This is a genomic window from Klebsiella pneumoniae complex sp. WS1778 (assembly GCF_049472055.1).
GTDB classification, from domain to species: domain Bacteria; phylum Pseudomonadota; class Gammaproteobacteria; order Enterobacterales; family Enterobacteriaceae; genus Klebsiella; species Klebsiella quasipneumoniae.
The window spans coordinates 1-1781 of sequence record NZ_JBKGTJ010000017.1; the positions used below are offsets into that span (position 1 = coordinate 1).

1 rRNA gene is annotated in these 1781 nt (G+C 52.7%); it reads right to left on the reverse strand.

Features of this window, described 5'->3' with window-relative positions:
* A 23S ribosomal RNA gene (locus ACLEXF_RS25400) occupies positions 1-1781 on the reverse strand; the annotation flags it as partial.

A 1781-nucleotide genomic window follows, 5' to 3' on the forward strand; every position in this document is an offset into this window, starting at 1 on the left:
CATTGCACTAACCTCCTGATGTCCGACCAGGATTAGCTAACCTTCGTGCTCCTCCGTTACGCTTTGGGAGGAGACCGCCCCAGTCAAACTACCCACCAGACACTGTCCGCAACCCCGATAAGGGGCCAACGTTAGAACATCAAACATTAAAGGGTGGTATTTCAAGGTTGGCTCCACGCAGACTGGCGTCCACGCTTCAAAGCCTCCCACCTATCCTACACATCAAGGCTCAATGTTCAGTGTCAAGCTATAGTAAAGGTTCACGGGGTCTTTCCGTCTTGCCGCGGGTACACTGCATCTTCACAGCGAGTTCAATTTCACTGAGTCTCGGGTGGAGACAGCCTGGCCATCATTACGCCATTCGTGCAGGTCGGAACTTACCCGACAAGGAATTTCGCTACCTTAGGACCGTTATAGTTACGGCCGCCGTTTACCGGGGCTTCGATCAAGAGCTTCTCCTTACGGATAACCCCATCAATTAACCTTCCGGCACCGGGCAGGCGTCACACCGTATACGTCCACTTTCGTGTTTGCACAGTGCTGTGTTTTTAATAAACAGTTGCAGCCAGCTGGTATCTTCGACTGGTCTCAGCTCCATCCGCAGGGACTTCACCTACACACCAGCGTGCCTTCTCCCGAAGTTACGGCACCATTTTGCCTAGTTCCTTCACCCGAGTTCTCTCAAGCGCCTTGGTATTCTCTACCTGACCACCTGTGTCGGTTTGGGGTACGATTTGATGTTACCTGATGCTTAGAGGCTTTTCCTGGAAGCAGGGCATTTGTTACTTCAGCACCGTAGTGCCTCGTCATCACACCTCAGCCTTGATTATCCGGATTTGCCTGGATAACCAGCCTACATGCTTAAACCGGGACAACCGTCGCCCGGCTAACATAGCCTTCTCCGTCCCCCCTTCGCAGTAACACCAAGTACAGGAATATTAACCTGTTTCCCATCGACTACGCCTTTCGGCCTCGCCTTAGGGGTCGACTCACCCTGCCCCGATTAACGTTGGACAGGAACCCTTGGTCTTCCGGCGAGCGGGCTTTTCACCCGCTTTATCGTTACTTATGTCAGCATTCGCACTTCTGATACCTCCAGCAACCCTCACAGGTCACCTTCGCAGGCTTACAGAACGCTCCCCTACCCAACAACACATAGTGTCGCTGCCGCAGCTTCGGTGCATGGTTTAGCCCCGTTACATCTTCCGCGCAGGCCGACTCGACCAGTGAGCTATTACGCTTTCTTTAAATGATGGCTGCTTCTAAGCCAACATCCTGGCTGTCTGTGCCTTCCCACATCGTTTCCCACTTAACCATGACTTTGGGACCTTAGCTGGCGGTCTGGGTTGTTTCCCTCTTCACGACGGACGTTAGCACCCGCCGTGTGTCTCCCGTGATAACATTCTTCGGTATTCGTAGTTTGCATCGGGTTGGTAAGTCGGGATGACCCCCTAGCCGAAACAGTGCTCTACCCCCGAAGATGAGTTCACGAGGCGCTACCTAAATAGCTTTCGGGGAGAACCAGCTATCTCCCGGTTTGATTGGCCTTTCACCCCCAGCCACAAGTCATCCGCTAATTTTTCAACATTAGTCGGTTCGGTCCTCCAGTTAGTGTTACCCAACCTTCAACCTGCCCATGGCTAGATCACCGGGTTTCGGGTCTATACCCTGCAACTTAACGCCCAGTTAAGACTCGGTTTCCCTGCGGCTCCCCTATACGGTTAACCTTGCTACAGAATATAAGTCGCTGACCCATTATACAAAAGGTACGCAGTCACACC